Below are 14,460 nucleotides of genomic sequence, written 5' to 3' on the forward strand. Positions count from 1 at the left end.
CGGCACCTTATCGGCGCCTCAGGGGATTCATCACGCTCTGTGGAGGAATCAGCAGGGGCATGGACCACACAGACATGGACCACATAGACGCCTACTGGCGGGCGGCCAATTATCTGTCCGTCGGGCAGATCTACCTGCTGGACAACCCGCTGCTCACCGAGCCGCTGCGGCCGGAGCACATCAAGCCGCGCCTGCTCGGCCACTGGGGCACGACGCCCGGCCTGAACTTCTGCTTCGCCCACCTCAACCGGGTGATCCGCGAGCGGGACCAGGACATGATCTACATCGCGGGCCCCGGTCACGGCGGGCCCGCGGCGGTGGCGCACGCGTGGCTGGAGGGGTCGTACTCGGAGCGCTATCCGGACGTGTCGCAGGACGTGGAGGGCATGCGGCGGCTGTTCCGCCAGTTCTCCTTCCCCGGCGGCATCCCCAGTCACGTGGCGCCGGAGACGCCGGGATCCATCCACGAGGGCGGCGAGCTGGGGTACGCGCTCGCGCACGCGTACGGCGCCGCCTTCGACAACCCCGATCTGGTCGTCGCCTGCGTCATCGGCGACGGCGAGGCCGAGACCGGCCCGCTGGCCGCGAGCTGGCACTCCAACAAGTTCGTGGACCGCCGCCGCGACGGCATGGTGCTGCCCATCCTGCACCTGAACGGCTACAAGATCGCCAACCCGACCGTCCTGGCCCGCATCCCCACCGACGAACTGATCAAGCTCATGGAGGGGTACGGCTACCGCCCCCACCTGGTCGGCCCCGACCACGAGGAGATGGCCGGCACCCTCGACACGGCGTTCGAGGAGATGGCCGCGTACAAGGCGGGCGACGCCGGCCGGCTGCCGATGATCATCCTGCGCACGCCCAAGGGCTGGACCGGCCCCAAGGAGGTGGACGGCAAGCCGGTGGAGGGCACCTGGCGGGCGCACCAGGTGCCGCTGGCCAAGGTCCGCGAGAACGCGACGCACCTGGCCCAGCTGGAGGAGTGGATGCGCTCGTACCGGCCGGATGAGCTGTTCGGCTCGGACGGGCGGCCGGTCGGGGAGATCCTGCGCACGGTCCCTGACGGCCCGCGCAGGATGAGCGCCAACCCGCACACCAACGGCGGCGAGCTGCTGGAGCCGCTGCGGCTGCCGGACTTCCGCCGGCTCGCGATCGAGGTCAAGGCGCCGGCCGAGCAGTCCAGCGAGCCCACGCGGGTGCTGGGCGGGTTCCTGCGCGACGTGATCGCCGCGAACCCGGACACGTTCCGGCTGATGGGCCCGGACGAGACCGCCTCGAACCGGCTGTCGGAGGTGTTCGAGGTCACCGACCGGGCCTGGGACGCCGAGACGCTGCCGACGGACGAGAACCTGGGGCCGGGCGGCCGGGTCATGGAGGTGCTGAGCGAGCACCTGTGCCAGGGCTGGCTGGAGGGTTACCTGCTGACCGGGCGGCACGGGCTGTTCAACTGTTACGAGGCGTTCATCCACATCATCGACGCGATGTTCAACCAGCACGCCAAGTGGCTGGAGTCGTCGCAGAAGATCCCGTGGCGGCGGCCGGTGGCGTCGCTGACGTACCTGCTGTCGTCGCACGTGTGGCGGCAGGACCACAACGGCTTCAGCCACCAGGATCCCGGCTTCCTCGACGTGGTGGTGAACAAGAAGGCGTCGGTGGTGCGGGTCTACCTGCCGCCGGACGCCAACACGCTGCTCTCGGTCGGCGACCACTGCCTGCGCTCGCGCGACTACGTCAACGTCATCGTGGCCGGCAAGCAGCCGGTGCTGGACCTGTTCACCATGGAAGAGGCCATCGCGCACAACACGCGCGGGCTGGGCATCCTGCCGTGGGCCTCCACCGACCAGGGCACGGAGCCGGACGTGGTGCTGGCCTGCGCCGGCGACGTGCCCACCCTGGAGACGCTGGCCGCCGCCGCGCTCCTGCGCGAGCACCTGCCCGAGCTGCGGGTACGCCTCGTCAACGTGGTGGACTTGATGCGCCTGCAGCCGCCCACGGAGCACCCGCACGGCATGTCGGACGCCGAGTTCGACACGCTGTTCACCCGGGACAGGCCGGTCATCTTCAACTTCCACGGCTACCCGTCGCTCATCCACCAGCTCACCTACCGGCGCAACGGCCACGCCAACATCCACGTGCGCGGCTACAAGGAGGAGGGCACCACGACGACGCCGTTCGACATGTGCATGCTCAACGACATCGACCGCTTCCACCTCGTCATGGACGTCATCGACCGGGTTCCCGGCCTCGGCGCCAAGGCGGCGCACCTGCGCCAGCACATGAGCGACGAGCGGCTGCGGGCCCGCGCGTACACGCGGGACCACGGCGAGGACCCGGCGGACATCAGGTCGTGGACATGGCCGGGCGCATCCTCGTCCTGAACACCGGCTCCTCCTCGATCAAGTACGAGCTCGTGGACATGGGCACGGGCGAGCGCCCCGCCCGCGGCCTGGTCGAGCGCATCGGCGAGGAGTCCGGGCGGCTGGAGCACCACGCGGGCGGCGGGCCGCCGTACGAGCGGGCGGCCCGGTTCGCCACGCACGAGGAGGGGCTGGCCGCGGTCATGGAGGCGTTCGCGCGGGAGGGGCCGCGGCTCGACCCCGTCGCGGTCGGGCACCGGATCGTGCACGGCGGCGACCGTTTCACGGAGGCGGTCGTCATCGACGACGGCGTGATCGCCGCCATCGAGGAGCTGGCGCCGCTCGCGCCGCTGCACAATCCGGTCAACCTGGCCGGCGTACGCGTGGCGCGGGCGGCCTTCCCCGGGGTGGCACAGGTGGCGGTGTTCGACACGGCGTTCCATCGCACGCTGCCGCCGGAGGCGTACACGTACGCGGTGCCCCGCGACTGGCGCGAGCGGCTCGGCGTGCGCCGCTACGGCTTCCACGGCACCTCGTGCGCGTACGTCTCCCGCCGCGCCGCCGCCGTCCTGGGCCGTGACCTGGCCGAGCTCGACCTGATCGTGCTGCACCTCGGCAACGGCGCCAGCGCCACCGCGATCTCCGGCGGCCGCAGCGTCGACACCTCCATGGGCCTGACCCCGCTGGAGGGCCTCGTCATGGGCACCCGCTCAGGCGACGTGGACCCCGCGTTCGGCGGCTACCTCGCCCGCGTGGACGGGATGGACGCCCGTCAGGTGGAGGACGCGCTCGGCCACGCGGGCGGCCTGCTCGCGCTCGCCGGGACCGGGGACATGCGGGAGGTACGCGCCCGCGACGACGACGAGGCCAGGCTCGCCCTCGCCGTCTACACGCGGCGGATCCGCAAGTACGTGGGCGCGTACTACGCGCTGCTCGGCCGCCTGGACGCGATCGTGTTCACCGGCGGGGTGGGCGAGCACGACGCCGCCACCCGGGCCGAGTCGCTGGCCGGGCTGGACCGTCTGGGCATCGCGGTGGACCAGGAGCTGAACGCGGCGGGCTCGCGGGCGGAACGCGCGATCTCGCCGCCGGACGCGCAGGTCGCGGTGCTGGTCGTCCCGACGGACGAGGAGTGGGAGATCGCCTGCCAGGCCCACACCCTGATCGGCGGCGCCTGACGGCACGGGCGGGTCAGCCGCGCGGCGATGCCGCCCGGCCGTCGGCGAGGGCCGGCCCGGCGGGCACCCAGAACTCCACCGTGGTGCCCTCGCCCGGCCTGCCGCCGATGCTCCACCAGCCGCCCGCCGGGCGGGCGCAGGCTGAAGGTCAGCTCACGCAGGCGGTGGACGGCGGCGTCGACGGCGGCGTCGATCGCGCGCAGCCCGGCGGCGTGCTTGTCGGGCAGCTCGGCGCCCCACAACCGCAGTCGGGCAGCCGGCGGTCGAGCACGACCACGTCGGGCCGGCACCTGCCGGTCTCGGCCACGGCGCCGGCGATGGTCCCGGCCTGGGCCACCACCTCGATGCCGGGGGCGCGGCCGAGCGCCTGCCCGATGGCCTCCGCGACCATGGCGTGGTCCTCCACGAGAACCAGCAGGATCGAGGGGGCGGGCGGCATGAGACGCAGTCTCGCACGTCAGGCGGCCTGATCGCAGGTTCCCCGGACGCCGCCCACCGGCTTGTCCCCCATGAGCAGGCAAAGCATGACCGGATGGTCATCACGCATGGATCAGCCCAGGGTAAGCCGTTGGTAAGGTTGTCCAGAAATGTTCGAGTTTGGACGGGTGGGATAGGTGGAGGTCGAACAGACAGCGCTCCCGGGAATCGGCTTGAAACATGACTTCCTTACCCGCAAGGGACAGCGGGTGGGTGTCGTGTCTCATCGCACCGGACGCCGGGATCTGGTCATCTACGACAAGGATGACCCGGATTCGGTCTGTCAGATGGTCAAGCTCAACGACGAGGAGGCCGACGCCCTGGCCGAGCTCCTGGGCGCCCCTCGCATCGTGCAGCGGCTCAACCAGCTGCACCAGCAGGTCGAGGGGCTGGTCAGCGTGCAGCTCCCCATTCCCGACGGCTCCCCCTACGCGGGCCGCCCCATGGGTGACGCGCGCGTGCGGACCCGTACGAGCGCCTCGATCGTGGCCGTCGTCAGGAGCGGGCAGGTCTTCGCCAGCCCCGGCCCTGACTTCACGTTCCGCATCGGTGATGTCGTGGTCGTCGTCGGCAGCGAGGACAGCACGGCCGAGGTCGCCGGCATTCTGGCCGAAGGATAGGGCCGCGGGTGCACGAAACCGCGATCATCTTTCTCGAGTTCGGAGCCGTACTTCTCGGCCTTGGCGTCCTGGGCGCCCTGGCGCTGCGCGGCGGCATCTCCCCCATCCCGCTCTACCTGATCGCCGGCCTGGCGTTCGGCACCGGCGGCGTGCTGCCGCTGGCCACGAGCGAGGAGTTCATCTCGGTCGGGGCCGAGCTGGGCGTGGTGCTGCTGCTGCTCACGCTGGGCCTGGAATACAACGCCGACGAACTGGTCACCAGCCTCAAGAGCAACGCCCGGGCGGGCATCGTGGACCTGGTGCTCAACGCCGCGCCCGGCGCCGTCTGCGCGCTGCTGCTCGGCTGGGGGCCGGTCGCCGCCGTGGCGATGGCCGGCGTCACCTACGCCACCTCGTCAGGCATCACCGCCAAGGTGCTGTCCGACCTGGGGTGGATCGGTAACCGGGAGACGCCGACGGTCCTTTCGCTGCTGGTCTTCGAAGACCTCACGATGGCGATCTACCTGCCGGTCCTGACGACCATGCTGGCCGGGCTGAGCCTGCTCAGCGGGGCCATCTCGGTCGGCATCGCGCTCCTCACCGTGAGCGTGGTGCTCGTCGTGGCGCTGCGCTTCGGGCGCTTCATCGAGGCGTTCGTGTCCAGCCCCAACTCCGAGGTGCTGCTGCTCAAGGTCGTCGGCCTCGCCCTGCTGGTCGCCGGTCTGGCCCAGCAGCTGCAGGTCTCGGCGGCGGTGGGCGCGTTCCTGGTCGGCATCGCGCTCTCCGGCGAGCTGGCCGAGGACGCGCAGGCGCTGCTGGCGCCGCTGCGCGACCTGTTCGCGGCCGTGTTCTTCGTCTTCTTCGGCTTCCAGACCGATCCGGCGAAGATCCTCCCGGTCGCGGGCCTGGCCGCGCTGCTGGCCCTGATCAGCATGATCACCAAGCTGCTGACCGGTATGTACGCGGCCAAACAGGCGGGCATCGCCAAGGCCGGCCAGGCGCGGGCGGGCATCGCGCTCATCCCGCGCGGTGAGTTCAACATCGTCATCGCCGGTCTGGCGGTGGGCGCGGGCGTACATCCCGACCTGGGAGCGCTGGCGGCGGCGTACGTCCTCATCCTGGCGGCGTTCGGCCCGCTGGCGGCCAAGCTGGTGCAGCCGCTCATCACCTCCATCGCCAACCGGGCGGCCTGACGGCGGGAGCGCCGGTCCGCTAGTTTGTTCGCATGGCAGACCGCAGGCTCGGCGTTTCCGCACCCCCGGTGGACAAGACGATCAGGTCCGCGGACTGGGACAGCCTCGACATCTCCGGTGAGAACCATCGCCGGGTGCTGTTCCAGGACGTGGACATGACGGAGCTGTCCGACCACGGCTCCTCCTTCGAGGAGTGCCAGTTCCGCAACGTGCGCTTCAACGTGTCGGTCCACGAGGACGCGCGTTTCCTCAACTGCGTGTTCTCGCGCTGCTCGTTCTTCGATGCCACGTTCACGGGCTGCAAGCTGACCGGCTGCGTGTTCGACGGCTGCACGTACGGGCTGCTGAAGGTGTCCGGCGGCGACTGGTCCTACGTCGCCCTGGCCGGCGCCGACCTGCGCGGCAGCGCCTTCCACGGCACCCGGCTGCGTGAGGCCGACCTGTCGGCGGCCCGGCTGGAGGGCGCCGAGCTGCGGCGCTGCGACCTGTCCGGGGCGTGGCTGCGCGAGGCCGACCTCACCAGATGCGATCTGCGCGGCAGCGACCTGAGCACGCTCGACCCGCGCGAGGTCACGATGAAGGACGCGATCATCGACCCGTTCCAGGCGACCGTGGTCGCGGGGGCCCTAGGGTTTGACGTACGAGACTGACCCCCACCCCCCGGGACGCCTCTTGCCTAACGCCGAACTCACCCCCGCCGAGCAGGCCGTGTCCGCCGCCGTCGCCCGCGGCGCCAAGGTCGACCTGCGCTCGGGCGACCCCGCCCGCGACTCCCCCGCCGACGCCGCCTCCTGGGGCACCGACCGCGACGTGCGCGCGGAGGTGCTGGAACGGCTGCTGCTGGCCGATTACTCCGGCCCCGCCGACAAACCCGGCCTGCGCCTGATCGGGGCGCGCATCACCGGCGAGCTCAAGCTGGCGTTCGGCGAGATCGACTTCCCGGTCATCCTGCACGACTGCGTGTTCGACGAGGTCCCCGACCTCTACCAGGCCCGCACCCGCTTCCTCAGCTTCGCCGGCTCCCACATGCCCGGCCTGACCGCCTCCAACATCCAGGTCGAGGGCAACCTGCGGCTGGGCGGCTGCCACGTGCGCGGCGAGCTGCGCATGCCCGGCGCCCGGATCAACGGCACCCTCACGCTGAACGGCGCCCGCCTCGACCATCCCGGCGGCATCGCGCTCAACGCCGAGCACCTCGATCTCGGCGCCAATCTGCGCGCCGAGGACGGCTTCACCTGCGACGGCGAGATCCTGCTCACCGCGGCCGGCATCGGCGGGGCGGTCCAGCTGGACGGCGCGCGCCTGCGGGCCCCGGGCGGGCTGGCGTTCGGCGGGTCCAACCTGGTCGCCCAGGTGGCGCTGTTCGCGCGGGACGTCGAGGTGGACGGGGAGTTCAGCCTGCGCTTCGCCCGGGTCGGCGGGCCGCTGTCGCTGCGCGGCTCCCGCCTGCGCAACCCCGGCCGCCTCGCGGTGCGCGCCGGCGGGCTCAACGCCGAGGGCGGGCTGTTCCTGTCGCTCACCGAGATCGAGGGCATCGTCTGGGTCGAGGCCGCCACCATCGGCCGCTCGTTCAACGTCAGCGGAGCGCGTCTGCGCAATCCCGGTGACCTCGTGCTGGCGGGCGACGGCCTCATCGTCGACGGCGCCCTCGTGGCCCGCGAAGGGCTGACGGCCGAGGGCGAGATCAGCCTGCTCGACGCCTCCGTCAGCGGTCCTGTCCACTTCGAGGGCGCCACGCTGGTCAACCCCGGCGGCGCGGCGCTGTCGGCCAACGGCCTCACGGTCGGCAAGGTGCTCAACCTCTGCGACGGCTTCTCGGCGCGCGGGCGCATCCGGCTGACCAACGCCAGGATCGGCAGCCGCCTCTGCCTCAAGGGCGCCACGCTGGAGGCGCCCGGCGACGTGGCGCTCAAGTGCCTCGGGATGGAGACGCGGGAGCTGTCGCTGCACACCGCCAAGCCGGTCCAGGGCACGGTGGAGCTGCGGCACGCGCGCATCGGGGTGCTGCGCGACAGCCCCGGCGTGTGGCCGGACGAGCTGCGCATGGACGGGCTGTCGTACGAGGCGCTCGAACCCATGCTGCCGGCCGCCGAACGGCTCGGCTGGCTCGGCCGCGACATCGACGGCTACCTGCCCAACGCCTACGAGCAGCTCGCCGCGCTCTACCGGCGGCTGGGCAGCGAGAACGACGCCCGTGACACGCTGCTGGCCGGTCAGCAGCAGCGCCGCTCGTCCTTACCCTGGTACGCGCGCCTGTGGGGGCACCTCCAGGACGTCACCGTCGGCTACGGCTTCCGCCCCCTGCGCGCGGCCGGCTGGCTGCTCGCGCTGCTGGCCCTGGGCACGCTGGTGTTCGCGCAGAACGAGCCGCCGCCACTGAAGGCGGGTGAGGCGCCGGAGTTCAACGCCCTGGTCTACTCGCTCGACCTGCTGCTGCCGATCATCGACTTCGGCCAGGACAAGGCGTTCAACCCCGGCGGGGGGACGCAGTGGCTGGCGTACGGGCTGATCGCGGCGGGCTGGGTGCTGGCCACGACGATCGCCGCCGGCCTGACCCGCTCGCTGCGCCGCGCGTGAGCCGGTCGAGCGCGGCGGCGGTGGCGGCGTCGGCGGGCAGGTAGACCACGAGCCGCTGCTCCGACCCGCTCAGGTCGAGCCGCTCCCTGGCCAGCCGCAGCTCACCCACCTCCGGATGCGCGAAGCGCTGCACGTCGTCCGGCACCGGTGGCCCGGACGCCGCGGCGAGGCGCCCGGTGAAGGCCTCCCCCGCCGCGAAGGACAGCTCGTCGACCAGCTCGGCCCCCCAGGGGTCGTCGGCGCCGGCCTCGTACTTGAGCGTGGCGGCGTACTCGTCGGCGACCCGGTCCCAGTCGGGGTAGACGGTCCTGGCCCGCGCGTCGGAGAAGACGAAGCGGGTCAGATTGGGCAGGTCGTACTCCAGCAGGCCGGCGGGACCGTGCAGCCGCTCGAAACCGGTGGTGTGGGCGAGCACGTCGCCCAGCCGGTTGAGCAGCACCGCTGGGGCGGGTTCGAGCCGGTCGAGCAGCGCCCGCACGGTGGGACGCACGGTGCGTGGGGGCGCCTGGCCTCCGGACGGGCACAGCGCCATGCCGCCGCTGGTCACCTTGACCAGGTGGCGCAGGTGGATGCGCTCCTGCGGGGTCAGGCGCAGGGCGTCGGCGAGCGAGACGAGCACCCCCACCGACGGGTTGCGGTCGCGACCCTGCTCCAGCCTGGTCAGATATTCGACGCTCACCCCGGCCACGGTGGCGAGCTCCGACCTGCGCAGTCCGGGCGTGCGTCGGCGTCCGCCGCCGGGCAGGCCGACGTCGGCGGGCCGGGTCGCCTCCCTTCGTGCGCGCAGGTAGGCCCCCAGCTCGTTGTCGCTCACGGGGTCGAGTCTAGAGGCCGGCCGCTCGCTTATCGTGGCCCTCCGGGGGCTGGTCTGGGCCCGGCCTTCCTCGCGCGTACGGCGGCACGGCAGGGTGGGTGACCATGAAGAAGACGACAGTGATCATGACCGGCTCGGGCTCGTTCGCGGGGAGGGCCTGATGCGTTACCGGCTGCTGGGGCGTACCGGATTGCGGGTGTCCGAGCTGTTCCTCGGCGCGATGACCTACCGGGAGGCCTCGCCCGAGGTGCGGCGGATCTTCGATCGGTACGCCGACGCCGGAGGCAACGTGGTCGACACCGCCTCCATGTACGGCGAGAGCGAGAACGTCGTCGGCGAGCTGCTCCAGGGCCGCCGCGACCGTTTCGTCCTGGCGACGAAGTACACCCCCACCCGCGACCGCACCGACCTGAACGCGGCCGGCAACCACCGCAAGAACCTGGTGCTGTCGCTGGAGCAGAGCCTGCGCCGGCTGCGCACCGACTACATCGACCTGTTCTGGGTGCACGTGTGGGACCGGCACACGCCCGTGGAGGAGACGATGCGGGCGCTGGACGACGTGGTCCGCTCGGGCAAGGTGCTCTACGCGGGCATCTCCGACGCGCCCGCGTGGGTGGTCAGCCGGGCCAACACGCTGGCGGAGTGGCGGGGGTGGACGCCGTTCGCCGGGCTGCAAATGCCCTACAGCCTGCTGTGGCGGGACGTGGAGCGTGAGCTGCTGCCGATGGCGCGGGCGTACGGGATGAGTGTGGCGGCGTGGGGCGTGCTCGCGCGGGGCGTGCTGTCCGGACGGTACGCGCGGCCGGGGGCGGCGGCCTCGCGGGTGTCACCGGAGTCGATCAGCGAGCGGGACCGGGCCGCGGCGCGGGTCGTGACGGAGGTGGCCGGCGAGCTGGGGGTGACGCCTTCGCAGGCGGCGATCGCCTGGGCGGTGGCGCGTGGCGTGCATCCGATCATCGGGGCGAGCACCGAAGAGCAGCTCACGGACAACCTGGGGGCCTCGGACGTACGGCTGCCCGAGGAGGCGGTGCGGCGGCTGGAGGCGGCGGCGGAGTTCGAGCTGGGCTTTCCCGGCGACTTCATCGCCCAGACGGACGCCAGCCAGGACCTCTACGGCGACGCCCTCCCCCGCCTCATCGGCCGCTGACACCACCACCCCGCTGACGCCCGCCACCCCGGGGACGGTGGTCAGCACAGGGCGGTGGCGGTCTGCCAGAGGCCGGGGAGCGCCGCGAGCACCCGGTCGCCGCGCCGGCGCCGGCCGGCGAGCGTCTCGACGCCCAGGTCGGACAGCAGTCCGGCGAAGCCGTCCTCGTAGCCGCTCTCGCCGGCCAGCGCCCGCTTGGTCAGGCAGCGCGCGTACGTGGCCGCCATCCAGAAGACCGCCTCCCGGTGCAGCCCCTGGTCGATGAGCTCCCGGCTACCGTCGATGGCGGCCGGCCTGGCCACGGGGCTGATGTCGGAGTCGAACCGGTACGCGGGCGCCCGCACCGAGGCGGCCGCGTCGAACACCCGCTCCAGCGCGTCCAGGTGCCGCCCGACCTCGGCCGCGCTGAGCCGGGCGCAGCCGAGCAGGTCGAGCAGGTCCTCGTGGTACTCCAGCCGCCCGTGGTCGGCGAGCAGGTCGCGCACGGCCGCGTACCGGCGGCGGACGGTGGGGTTGCGCAGCCCGGCCACCAGCAGCACGTGCGCGGTCACCCCCGTGCCGAACAGCCACGAGGTGATCTGCTCGACCGGCGGCGCGGACTCGTCCACGCCGTTGATGAAGCCGCGGACCCGGTCCATGGCGTGGGTGCAGCGGGCCAGCACCCAGGGGCGTTCGGCGAAGTCGCGGGCCACCACCCGCTGGAGCTCGCCCAGCCGCCCCGTCGGGTCGGCCAGCACGCACGGGAGGTGGAAGCTGCCGGCCAGGTGGTAGTCGCTCAGCACCTCGTGCGTGGAGCCGAGCCCGGTCATGGAGGAGACCTCCAGCAGCACCCCTTGATAGGGGAATTTCCCGATGTGACCGATCGGAGTGCCGGGGTGCGCGACCACCATGACGTCCACGTCGGAGCTCGGGGCCAGCTCGGCGGCCGGGTCGGCCCAGAGCACCGACCCGGTCAGGAACGCCCCCGCGAAGCCGGGCAGCGCGCTGCCCTCCTCGCGCACCCACTGCCGCGCGATCCGCCTGGCCTGCTCAGCCCGCATCCACTTCCTCCCGGTCGCGGCCCCGGCGCGAGGTCCGCAGCAGGACGAACGCACCCAGCACCACCAGCACGGCCAGCCCGCCCCAGATCCACCCGGGAACGCCGGCCGAGGACGCCGGCCCTTGCCCGGCCGCCGCCGACGCGTCCGGGCCGGCGGGCGCGGCGGACGTCGAGGCGGCGCTGGTGGCAGTGTCGGTGGCAGTGTCGGTGGCAGCGTCGGTGGCTGGGCCGGCGGATTGGCCGTCCGCCGGTGCGCTCTGCTCGCCCGAGGGCGAAGCCGTCGAAGAAGACCCTCGCACGCCGAAGGGGATCTCACCCTCGATGGGATGTCCGTCCGAGGAGACGACGCGCCAGGCGAGCACGTACGAGCCCGGCGGGAGGGTTTGCGGCACGTCGGTGCGGACGAGGGGCCCGTCGAGCCGGGGCTCGCCCAGAGCGATCTCCTTGCCCGCCGCGTCGTGGAGCACGACGAAGGGGAACTTCACGCCGGCGCTGAATTCGAGTTCGATCTCCTTGGGCGAGGAGATCTGGGCGTTCTTCGCGGGTGAGCTGCTCTTGAGCGTGTCGTGGGCAAAAGCGGGTGAGGCAGGAAATATCAGGAAAAGAGCGCAGGCGAGCGCCGCCAGCGCGGCCTTGCGGATGTGTCGCGGCGGGATTGTCATGCTGGTCTCCAGAGATCATCCGGACGACCGCGCCCACGGCGCCGGCGTCCGGGCACAGGCAAGGGCGGGGAGGTGCGTCAACGACGCGCCGTCGCCGGCGGCCCTCGCCTGCTGATCGTTCCCGGTACGGCCCGGCCTGAGCAGGCGGCGACGCCGTACATCATCGGCCTGCCCGCCGTTCCCACGCCGGCCGGTGCCGGGGCAGGGATGAGCAGGCGTACGAGCGGGCCCACGAGCGGGCCGACGAGCGGGCATTCTGTGCCGCACAGGCGGATCATGGTCCACAGCGCGCGTTCGCCGCGATGCAGCCACCACGCCGTCAGCGCCGCGACCGTGAGGTGGGCCAGCGCCATGCCGAAGGAGGGATGCCCGCTCGGGGCGGGCCCGTGAAGGAGGTGCCCGTCCAGCCCGCTCGGGGAGAGCCCGTCCAGGAGGCGGCCGTTCAGCAGGTGACCGCTCAAGAGGTGGCCCGGATACTGCTCGGGCAGGTGCGCCTGGGCGGGCGCGAGCCGTTCGAAGAGCAGGTGCAGCAGCATCTGGGTGCCGGTGGTGGCGGCCAGCACGACGGGCAGGCCCCGCTCGCGCCCGTCGATCAGGTACGCCAGCGCGAAGGCGGCGAGCGTCCCGGCCAGGTAGGCCCCGAACGGCACCACTCCCCCGCCGGCCAGCGCGTGCCCACCGGCCGACACCGCTCCGCACACGGTCGCGAACACCACGGCCCGCGCCAGCCGGAGCCCCGTTCCCCCGGCAGTGCCCTCAGCGGCGCCCGGGAGAGGACGCACGCCCGCGAAGGCCGCCCTGCCGGAAGCCGTCCTGCCGGCCTGATCTGCGCCCGCCCCGCCGGAAACCCTCCTGCCCGAAGGCGCGCCATGGGAGGCGGCGCGGGCGAAGGGCCCGGAGAGGGACGGAGTGGGCACAGCCGACATCTTTCCACAGAGTTCGTCAGGGCCCGGGAGGTTCGAAACGCCCGCGTGCGGGCAGTCGGTTCGGATGGACATCGTCACGAGCGCCGGTGAGGACCTGGAGCGCGTGGTCCGCCAGGAGCTCTCCGCGGCCGGCTTCACCGTCGAGCCGTCCCTGATGTCCGCCGACGGCGGACTCGGCATCTGGCACGATCCGGCGCGCGGAGTGGTCATCGCCTGGGGCGCCTCGGCGGAGCAGCTGGTCAAGTACGCCACGATCCGAGCGGCGGTGCAACTGGCGCTGCGGACCGTGCTGACCGACGCCGGGCATCAGGTCCGCCAGGACGCCAACGGCATGGAGCTGATCGTCACGTCCTGACCCCGGTCACGCCTTGGACTCGCGCAGCGGCCGGCCCACCTCGTGCAGGTGCCGCAGTGCCTGCGCCCACGACTCGACCAGCCCGCATTCGACGTACCCGACGCCGAGCGAGGCGCAGTACTCGCGTACGATCGGCTGCGCCTTGCGCAGGTTGACGCTGGGCATGCTGGGGAACAGGTGGTGCTCGATCTGGAAGTTGAGCCCGCCGAGCGCGGTGTTGATCAGCCGTCCGCCGCGCACGTTGCGCGAGGTGAGCACCTGGCGGCGGAGGAAGTCCAGCTCGTCCTCGGCGGTGAGCACGGGCATGCCCTTGTGGTTGGGCGCGAAGGTGCAGCCGAGGTAGACGCCGTAGCAGGCCTGGTGGACGACCAGGAAGAGCAGCGCCTTGGGCAGCGGCAGCACCAGGAACACCGCACCCAGGTAGGCCAGCACGTGCGCGCTCAGCAGCAGCCCCTCGACGCCCCTGCCCTTGAGCGATTCGCGGCGCAGCGCGCGGAAGCTGGAGAACTTGAGGTTGAGCCCTTCGAGGGTGAGCAGGGGGAAGAACAGCCAAGCCTGGTGGCGGCCGATGAAGCGGGGCAGTCCCCGGCTCTCCCCGGCCTGCTTCTCCGACCAGACGAGGACGTCGGGGGCGACATCGGGGTCGTGGTCCTCGTGGTTGGGGTTGGCGTGGTGGCGGGTGTGCTTGTCCATCCACCAGCCGTAGCTGAGGCCGACGGCCAGGTTGCCCGCCAGCAGCCCGGCGATCCTGCCGACGCGCCGCGACCGCCAGATCTGCCCGTGCGCCAGGTCGTGGGCCAGCAGGGTGACCTGCGCGAAGGCCACCGCCAGCAGCACCGCGACAGGCAGTTGCCACCAGGAGTCGCCGACGGCGGCGAACAGCGCCCAGGTGCCCGCGAACAGGGCGGCGACCAGGCTGATCCTGACCGCGTAGTAGCCGGGCCGCTTGTCCAGCAGCCCTTCCTGGGCGATGCGCCGCGACAGCCGCGCGAAGTCGCTTCCCCGCCGTTGTCCCGGGGCCGGGCGGGAGGTCTCTGCCACAGTCACGTACGTCTCCGATGCCGAGGAGGGGAATGGTCCTCCAAGGATCGCCGGTTCCCGGGGTCTCACGAACCCCCGCTGTCACCCGGTTCCGC

The 14,460-nt window shown here is 72.3% G+C and carries 14 protein-coding genes; 8 read left to right on the top strand and 6 right to left on the bottom strand.

Annotated elements, in window-relative coordinates; genetic code table 11:
* Positions 1 to 59: 59 nt before the first annotated feature.
* Positions 60 to 2,378, top strand: coding sequence for a phosphoketolase family protein (locus OIE67_RS24750; RefSeq protein WP_326644232.1), 2,319 nt, complete (start codon positions 60 to 62; stop codon positions 2,376 to 2,378).
* Positions 2,354 to 3,535 carry an acetate/propionate family kinase gene (locus tag OIE67_RS24755; RefSeq protein WP_326644235.1) on the top strand — a complete coding sequence of 394 codons (1,182 nt, stop codon included), beginning with the start codon at positions 2,354 to 2,356 and terminating at the stop codon, positions 3,533 to 3,535. The genes OIE67_RS24750 and OIE67_RS24755 overlap by 25 nt, the downstream gene beginning before the upstream one ends.
* 148 nt (positions 3,536 to 3,683) lie before the next feature.
* On the opposite strand, the gene OIE67_RS24760 is transcribed toward OIE67_RS24755, so the two are convergent.
* A complete protein-coding gene (locus OIE67_RS24760) occupies positions 3,684 to 3,974 on the bottom strand; it encodes a response regulator transcription factor (RefSeq protein ID WP_326644237.1) in 291 nt (96 codons plus the stop codon).
* 256 nt (positions 3,975 to 4,230) lie between these two features.
* Here OIE67_RS24760 and OIE67_RS24765 point away from each other — a divergent pair, with 256 nt between their 5' ends.
* The 4 genes from OIE67_RS24765 to OIE67_RS24780 are packed head-to-tail and all read left to right on the top strand — an operon-like array spanning position 4,231 to position 8,381.
* Positions 4,231 to 4,632: a cation:proton antiporter regulatory subunit gene (locus tag OIE67_RS24765; protein ID WP_326644239.1), complete on the top strand. Its 402-nt coding sequence runs from the start codon at positions 4,231 to 4,233 to the stop codon at positions 4,630 to 4,632.
* An 8-nt stretch (positions 4,633 to 4,640) separates the two neighbouring features.
* On the top strand, positions 4,641 to 5,804 hold the full coding sequence (locus tag OIE67_RS24770; protein WP_106237174.1) for a cation:proton antiporter: 1,164 nt from the start codon (positions 4,641 to 4,643) through the stop codon (positions 5,802 to 5,804).
* Between the two features lie 32 nt (positions 5,805 to 5,836).
* Complete coding sequence (locus OIE67_RS24775) at positions 5,837 to 6,454, top strand: pentapeptide repeat-containing protein (protein ID WP_106237172.1); 618 nt, start codon at positions 5,837 to 5,839, stop codon at positions 6,452 to 6,454.
* Positions 6,455 to 6,476: 22 nt separating this feature from the next.
* Positions 6,477 to 8,381 (top strand): hypothetical protein, encoded by a 1,905-nt coding sequence (locus OIE67_RS24780; RefSeq protein ID WP_326644242.1) that lies wholly within the window; start codon positions 6,477 to 6,479, stop codon positions 8,379 to 8,381.
* Here OIE67_RS24780 and OIE67_RS24785 read toward each other — a convergent pair.
* On the bottom strand, positions 8,272 to 9,195 hold the full coding sequence (locus tag OIE67_RS24785) for a helix-turn-helix domain-containing protein (RefSeq protein WP_326644244.1): 924 nt from the start codon (positions 9,193 to 9,195) through the stop codon (positions 8,272 to 8,274). The genes OIE67_RS24780 and OIE67_RS24785 overlap by 110 nt on opposite strands.
* A 160-nt stretch (positions 9,196 to 9,355) precedes the next feature.
* Here OIE67_RS24785 and OIE67_RS24790 point away from each other — a divergent pair, with 160 nt between their 5' ends.
* Positions 9,356 to 10,342, top strand: coding sequence for an aldo/keto reductase (locus OIE67_RS24790; RefSeq protein ID WP_326644246.1), 987 nt, complete (start codon positions 9,356 to 9,358; stop codon positions 10,340 to 10,342).
* A 41-nt stretch (positions 10,343 to 10,383) separates the two neighbouring features.
* Here the strand turns inward: OIE67_RS24790 and OIE67_RS24795 are convergent, their stop codons facing one another.
* The 3 genes from OIE67_RS24795 to OIE67_RS24805 all read right to left on the bottom strand — a co-directional run bounded on the left by OIE67_RS24795 (position 10,384) and on the right by OIE67_RS24805 (position 12,825).
* On the bottom strand, positions 10,384 to 11,382 hold the full coding sequence (locus tag OIE67_RS24795) for a hypothetical protein (RefSeq protein WP_326644248.1): 999 nt from the start codon (positions 11,380 to 11,382) through the stop codon (positions 10,384 to 10,386).
* Positions 11,372 to 12,043, bottom strand: coding sequence for a copper resistance CopC family protein (locus tag OIE67_RS24800; RefSeq protein WP_326644250.1), 672 nt, complete (start codon positions 12,041 to 12,043; stop codon positions 11,372 to 11,374). Before OIE67_RS24800 ends, OIE67_RS24795 begins: the two co-directional genes overlap by 11 nt.
* Positions 12,044 to 12,120: 77 nt before the next feature.
* Positions 12,121 to 12,825, bottom strand: coding sequence for a hypothetical protein (locus tag OIE67_RS24805; protein ID WP_326644252.1), 705 nt, complete (start codon positions 12,823 to 12,825; stop codon positions 12,121 to 12,123).
* A 208-nt stretch (positions 12,826 to 13,033) separates the two neighbouring features.
* On the opposite strand from OIE67_RS24805, the gene OIE67_RS24810 reads away from it, so the two are divergent.
* Positions 13,034 to 13,324 (top strand): hypothetical protein, encoded by a 291-nt coding sequence (locus OIE67_RS24810; RefSeq protein WP_106237156.1) that lies wholly within the window; start codon positions 13,034 to 13,036, stop codon positions 13,322 to 13,324.
* Between the two features lie 6 nt (positions 13,325 to 13,330).
* Here OIE67_RS24810 and OIE67_RS24815 read toward each other — a convergent pair whose 3' ends face one another.
* The gene (locus tag OIE67_RS24815) at positions 13,331 to 14,371 is read right to left on the bottom strand and encodes a fatty acid desaturase family protein (RefSeq protein ID WP_326644255.1); all 1,041 of its coding nucleotides are present in this window, start codon (positions 14,369 to 14,371) and stop codon (positions 13,331 to 13,333) included.
* Positions 14,372 to 14,460: the final 89 nt, after the last annotated feature.

It is taken from the genome of Nonomuraea fuscirosea, assembly GCF_035917475.1.
Classification (GTDB): Bacteria; Actinomycetota; Actinomycetes; order Streptosporangiales; family Streptosporangiaceae; genus Nonomuraea; species Nonomuraea fuscirosea.